This window comes from Bradyrhizobium sp. UFLA05-125 (genome assembly GCF_059803515.1).
In genome coordinates this window covers 24,704-30,703 of sequence record NZ_JBANBJ010000095.1, presented here as the reverse complement: position 1 = coordinate 30,703, position 6,000 = coordinate 24,704, and the positions used below count along the sequence as shown (strand labels likewise).

Below are 6,000 nucleotides of genomic sequence, written 5' to 3'. Positions count from 1 at the left end.
AACAAGACAATATGACGAATCATGGATGGCCTTAGGGGGAGCTATCAGAGATGAGCGCATAACTAACTTGGGATCGAGATCTCTGCAACGCTTCGCTGCTGCATATTGATGATCGATTGTTTGATACTGTTGCGCCTCGCGTCTGAACTGAGCTCACAAAGGCGTTTTCCTGATCAAGAGGTGGAAAGCGCCAGGCGCTCAATGCTCTGAATGTGACGTGTGAGTAGATTACAGGCGAGGTCCAGGTTGCGCGCTCGCAGGGCTTGCAGAATCAGGCGGTGATCCTGGTTGGACCGTGGACGCCAGCCGGCCGTCCGCGCCATCGCAAATACCAGCCGAGAATTTGCAAGCTGGAGTTCATCGAGGCTGGCGAGCAGGCGGGGCATCGCGCAGGGCGCAACCAGGGCGTAATGAAAGGCCCGGTTGGCCATCTCAAAATCCTCAATCGTCTGAGCGCTGTCTCCCTCAATCAGCGCAAGTTCAATGCGTGCCAGGTGGACCGATGAGAGCTTTGGAGCTGCATTGCGCAGCGCGACCACTTCAAGCGCTGCACGCATCTCGGCGATCTCCTTCACCGAATTCGCATCAAGCGGGGCGACCCGCACGCCGCGGCGGGGTGCACTTACGACAAGATGCTGAGCCTCCAGTTGCCGAAAAGCCTCGCGCACCGGGACATGACTTGAATTGAATTCCCGCGCCACATGATCCTGCCGGAGTTTTGCATCTGGCTGCAGCGCGCCGTTGATAATGCGCTCACCGATTGACTCGGCGATGCGTCCAGCAGTCGTCCTGTTCTCACTCATCATAGATTATCTATCGGAAAAATGGGTGCGCCGCGATACCGCATCGATTAGCATCGATCCAATGTCGATGACGAGAGATAATTCACGCGATTATCTATGATTACGGACGTGAGGCCTATGGGTGTTGCTGTTGGAGTTGACCGGAACGGAAGCTGTGAACTCGAAGAGGTCAGCGGAAAATGGAAACGTACCGAGGCAGAAGCGCTCTATGGTCTGCCGTTCCCTGAGTTGATGTTTCGAGCGCAAAGCGTTCACCGCGGCAATTTTGATCCAAACCACCTCGAGACAGCAAGCCTCCTCAGCATCAAAACGGGTGGCTGCCCGGAAGATTGCGGCTATTGCGCGCAAAGCGCACGTTACGAAACCGGAGTGAAAGCGACCCGCCTGATGGATCGCGCTGACGTGGTCGCCACCGCGCAGCGTGCCAAGGAGGCAGGTGCGACCCGCTTCTGCATGGCCGCGGCCTGGCGCAGTCCGAAAGACCGCGATCTGGATCGAGTCTGTGAGATGGTCAGCGCCGTCAAAGAGCTTGGCATGGAAACTTGCGTCACGCTGGGCATGCTGACACTGGGGCAGGCGGCGCAGCTTTTCGAGGCTGGGCTCGACTTCTACAATCACAACATCGATACATCGCCTGAATTCTACGACAAGATCATCACCACTCGCGCGTTGCAGGATCGAATTGACACGCTTGAACATGTGCGCGAGGCGGGGATCAAGGTCTGCTGCGGCGGCATAATCGGCATGGGCGAGCGCGTTGAGGATCGCCTCGACATGCTCGTCCTGCTGGCTAATCTGCGAAAGCCTCCGGAAAACGTGCCGATCAATCTTTGGAACGAGGTCAATGGGGTTCCGGTCAACGATACCGCGGAGCGCCCCGATCCGATCGCGCTGGTGCGTCTGGTCGCCACCGCCCGGATCATGATGCCAACGAGTGTGGTGCGGTTGTCGGCCGGACGGCATGACATGACCGACGAATTGCAAGCCTTGTGCTTTTTGGCGGGCGCGAACTCAATTTTCATCGGGGACGTGCTGCTCACGACCAAAAATCCGAAGACCGAGCGCGACGCAAATTTGCTAACCAGGCTCGGCATCACGTCCGGGCTTGCCTGAACCCACGGGGACGGCGAAACGGTCCTCACGAAACTCCTTTAGGCATAGGTTGAGAAATGCAAATTACCTTGATGAAAGGCAAGATTCACTGCGCATCGGTGACTGAAGCCGATCTGCACTATGAAGGCTCAATCTCGATTGATCGTACGCTGCTGGACGCAGCAGGGTTCCTGGTCAACGAACGCGTCGAAATTCACAACGTCGAAACCGGCGCGCGTTTTGCCACTTTCGTGACCGAAGCGCCTCCCGGCTCGGGTGCCATTGACTTGAACGGTGCAGCCGCGCGCCTGGCGTTACCCGGAGACAAAATTAGCGTCATTGCATACGCCTCGTTTGGTGAGGTGGAAGCCAAAACGTTCAAACCCCGCATCGTGCTGGTTGATCGCGAAAATCGAATCACGCCGGTTTAGTGAGCAAAAGGCCGAGCTAGGGCCGTTTTTCTTCGCATCCATCAGAATTTTGCGCGTTTTCGTTACCCGAGAAATGAGAATGAATTCAATCCACGCGGGAAAAGTTGCCGGATATGCCGCGGCATTGCACGTTCTGAAAGAAGACCACCGGTTGCGCCGCCTCAATCCGCGTGAAGGAATCGATTTCACGTCGAACGACTATTTGGCGCTCGCGAGCGCGCCGCGCATGAAGGCGGCTGTTTTGGCAGCGATCGAGGCCGGCACACCGATCGGCGCCGGCGGCTCGCGCCTTCTGCGCGGCAATTGCGAGGAGCACGAAAGTCTGGAAGCTGAAGCTGCTAGGTTCTTTGGGGCCGAGACAGCGCTCTTCTTTGGTGGCGGTTATGTCGCAAATTTTGCGGTCCTGACGACAGTGCCGCAGAAAGGCGATCTCCTCGTTCTCGATTCTCTCGTGCATGCGAGCATTCATGAAGGCGCGCGAGCCAGCCGCGCTAATTTTTGTATAAGCGCACATAATGACCCGGAGTCGGTCGAAGGTAGGATTCGTGACTGGCGGGCAAATGGCGGGGTAGGTCGCATCTGGATCGTGGCCGAAAGTCTCTACAGCATGGACGGTGATTTTGCGCCGCTCAAAGAGCTGGTTGCGCTCGCCGACCGGCATGATGCGTTCCTTATGGTCGATGAGGCCCATGCCACGGGTGTTTACGGCGAGCAGGGACGGGGGCTCACCGCGCCTTTCGAGGGACGAGAAAATCTCCTGGTCGTTCATACCTGCGGCAAGGCGCTGGGCGCGGCGGGCGCGCTCGTCACTGCGTCCGGCGTGCTACAAGACTTCCTGGTCAATCGTTGCCGTCCGTTTATCTTTGCCACCGCACCCTCGCCGTTGATGGCGGTCGCCGTGCAAGAGGCGATTCTGATCCTTCAGCAGGAACCCGAGCATCAGCGGCGTCTCACCGAGTTGGTCGCGTTCACGCACCGGCAGATGAGCGAGTGTGGCTGGAAAAGTCCGTCCGATTCGCAAATCGTGCCATACATCGTGGGTGACAACGCGCGTGCAATGCGGCTCGCCTTTCGACTGCAGGCTCGCGGGTTCGATATCCGCGGGATCCGGCCGCCAACCGTGCCAGTGGGCACAGCCCGCTTGCGAATCTCACTAACCCTCAACGTCAGCGAGGACGACGTGCGTGCAATGCTCGATACCTTGATCGAGGAGACGAGAGGTGGACTTCTATGAGGCCAAGCATCGTGGTGGCGGGCACAGATACCGGAATCGGCAAGACGGTGTTTGCCGCGGGGCTTGCGAACCTCCTTGGCGGGACTTATTGGAAGCCGATTCAGGCGGGCCTCGGAGAAGAGACCGATACCGAGGCTGTGGCCCGGCTGGGCGGCCTGCCGGCCGATCGCATCCTGCCAGAGCGTTACCGCCTTCGAACGCCAGCCTCGCCCCACTATTCTGCCGAGCTTGACGGAGTTCGCATCGAGCCAGATTCGCTCGAAGTGCCTGATACCGGGGGGCGGCCATTGGTTATCGAGGGCGCGGGCGGGCTGATGGTGCCGCTGAGCGGCGATACGCTCTACATTGATGTGTTCGAGCGATGGCGGCTCCCGGTCGTGCTTTGCGCGAGCACAGAATTGGGGACCATCAATCATTCGCTGCTGTCGATAGAGGCCCTCCGAAAGCGCGACATCCCCCTTCTCGGGATGGCCTTCATTGGCGAAAGAAATGCCGAAACCCAGACCATCATTCGCGAGATGGGGCGGGTGCGTTGGCTGGGCCGATTGCCATGGCTTTCTCCCCTCACGGCGGACACGCTGGAGGCAGCATTCAAGGCCTCATTTCGTGCAGATAGCTTCAAATTGTATGCCAAAGAATAGGTCGCCGATCTGGCATCCCTTCACGCAACACGCTCTTCAAGCCGAGATGACGAGGGTTGTTCGGGGCGAGGGTGCCTATCTCCACACTGCGGATGGGCGCCGCATCATCGATGCAATCTCATCCTGGTGGGTGGTGACGCATGGTCATTGTCATCCATATATTGTGCGCGCGATTCAGGAACAGGCAGGCAAGCTCAATCAAATCATCTTTGCCGGCCATACCCACGATCCGGCCGAGGAAGTTGCAGCGCAGCTTCTGAAATTGGCGCCTCGCGGGCTCGAGCATGTCTTCTTCTCCGACAGCGGCTCTACAAGCGTGGAAGTCGCGCTAAAAATGGCACTCGGCTATTGGCATAATGTCGGCCAGCAGCGAATACGCATCATCGTGATGCAACATTCGTATCACGGCGATACGGTTGGCGCGATGTCGGTCGGGGCTAGGGGCGTGTTCAACGCGGCGTACGGGCCCTTGCTGTTCGACGTCACCTCGGTCCCGTTTCCCGCGACAGGTCGTGAACAAGATACGCTCGACGCTCTTGAATCCGCATGTCGAAACGAAATTCCGGCAGCCTTTATTGTAGAGCCTCTGATATTGGGGGCCAGCGGAATGCTGATGTATCCGGCCTGGGTCCTCAGAGAGATGAAGCGCATCTGCGAGGCCTCAGACGTCCTGTTCATTGCCGACGAGGTCATGACGGGCTGGGGCCGCACTGGAACCCTCTTCGCGTGCGAGCAGGCCAATGTCACCCCCGATATTGCCTGCTATTCCAAAGGGATTACAGGAGGGGCGCTTCCCCTCGCGGTAACACTTTGTCGCGCGGATATTTTCGATGCGCACTATTCGAAGGATCGGACGCGCACGTTCTTCCATTCGAGTTCATATACCGCAAATCCCGTGGCCTGCGCGGCGGCAAGAGCCAATCTGGAACTCTGGCAAGATCCCCAAACTCGCCAGCGCGTGGCGGCGATCGCCGCGATGCAAGAACAGGCAATTGAGCCATTCCGGGCCGATGCGCGCTTTGAAAACGTTCGTCGAACCGGTACGATTACAGCACTCGATCTGAAGACGAGCGATCCGGGTTATCTGGCGGACATCGGTCCAAAGCTGCACGCCTTCTTCAAGAAGCGAAATCTGCTACTGCGGCCGCTTGGCAATACGATCTACGTCATGCCGCCGTATTGCGCGACAGCGGCAGACCTTGTTGAGATCTATGCTGGCATCTGGGATGCTACTGATGCGCTGGCTGGAAGGGGCGCACTAAAAAGCTTCGGTACTCGCTGGTAGAGTACGGAGCGGTCATCACGGCATGCCTGCCGCCTAAGGTCGAGCGAGCCATCTTTTGCCGACGCCCTTGGACCGGTGATGATCTGATTGTGGCGCATCAACTGAGATCTTCGCGGACTTCTGGAAGAGTCCGCGATCGGGGCCACGCGCTGCACAGTAATCGACGTCTTCAATGGCGGCCTGGTGACGCAGACGCCATAGCGCAGAGCAATCCCAAGAACTGCCAGATTAATAAGTTCAAGAGACTTCGCGGTCCGATCGACGCAGTCCTAACTTTAATGAACAGCCATTGTAACGCGCTGAAGAGCTTGGAGGCTTCCGGAACAGGCGCGGTGAAGCTCAAGAAGGCGGTCGCAGAAGTCAATAAGGCCTTTGTCTGAGGCCTACAATCAGCCCCAAGACGCTCTAAGCGACCTTGATCGCAGTCAGTTTGTAAAAGGGGGTTGCGGGTGAGTGAATCGTGTCCAGCGCAGGGCGGGGCGCAGGCTGAACCAATACGAGAATCGAGCTCGCC

6 protein-coding genes and 1 pseudogene are annotated in these 6,000 nt (G+C 58.1%); 5 read left to right on the top strand and 2 right to left on the bottom strand.

Going from position 1 to position 6,000, the window contains the following annotated elements; all coding sequences use genetic code 11:
- Positions 1-173: 173 nt before the first annotated feature.
- On the bottom strand, positions 174-806 hold the full coding sequence (locus SO156_RS41425) for a GntR family transcriptional regulator (protein ID WP_498538828.1): 633 nt from the start codon (positions 804-806) through the stop codon (positions 174-176).
- A gap of 114 nt (positions 807-920) precedes the next feature.
- On the opposite strand from SO156_RS41425, the gene bioB reads away from it, so the two are divergent.
- The 5 genes from bioB to SO156_RS41400 all read left to right on the top strand — a co-directional run bounded on the left by bioB (position 921) and on the right by SO156_RS41400 (position 5,486).
- Complete coding sequence (gene bioB, locus SO156_RS41420) at positions 921-1,916, top strand: biotin synthase BioB (RefSeq protein WP_498538827.1); 996 nt, start codon at positions 921-923, stop codon at positions 1,914-1,916.
- A gap of 56 nt (positions 1,917-1,972) precedes the next feature.
- A complete protein-coding gene (panD, locus tag SO156_RS41415; protein ID WP_498538826.1) occupies positions 1,973-2,326 on the top strand; it encodes an aspartate 1-decarboxylase in 354 nt (117 codons plus the stop codon).
- Positions 2,327-2,405: 79 nt separating this feature from the next.
- The gene (locus SO156_RS41410; protein ID WP_498538825.1) at positions 2,406-3,560 is read left to right on the top strand and encodes an 8-amino-7-oxononanoate synthase; all 1,155 of its coding nucleotides are present in this window, start codon (positions 2,406-2,408) and stop codon (positions 3,558-3,560) included.
- Positions 3,557-4,201 (top strand): dethiobiotin synthase, encoded by a 645-nt coding sequence (bioD, locus tag SO156_RS41405; RefSeq protein ID WP_498538824.1) that lies wholly within the window; start codon positions 3,557-3,559, stop codon positions 4,199-4,201. The genes SO156_RS41410 and bioD overlap by 4 nt, the downstream gene beginning before the upstream one ends.
- Positions 4,188-5,486: an adenosylmethionine--8-amino-7-oxononanoate transaminase gene (locus tag SO156_RS41400; protein WP_498538823.1), complete on the top strand. Its 1,299-nt coding sequence runs from the start codon at positions 4,188-4,190 to the stop codon at positions 5,484-5,486. Before bioD ends, SO156_RS41400 begins: the two co-directional genes overlap by 14 nt.
- Here the strand turns inward: SO156_RS41400 and SO156_RS41395 are convergent.
- Positions 5,459-5,555, bottom strand: a pseudogene (locus SO156_RS41395) (ATP-binding protein); the annotation flags it as partial. The gene SO156_RS41400 and the pseudogene SO156_RS41395 sit on opposite strands and share 28 nt — an antisense overlap.
- Positions 5,556-6,000 lie beyond the last annotated feature (445 nt).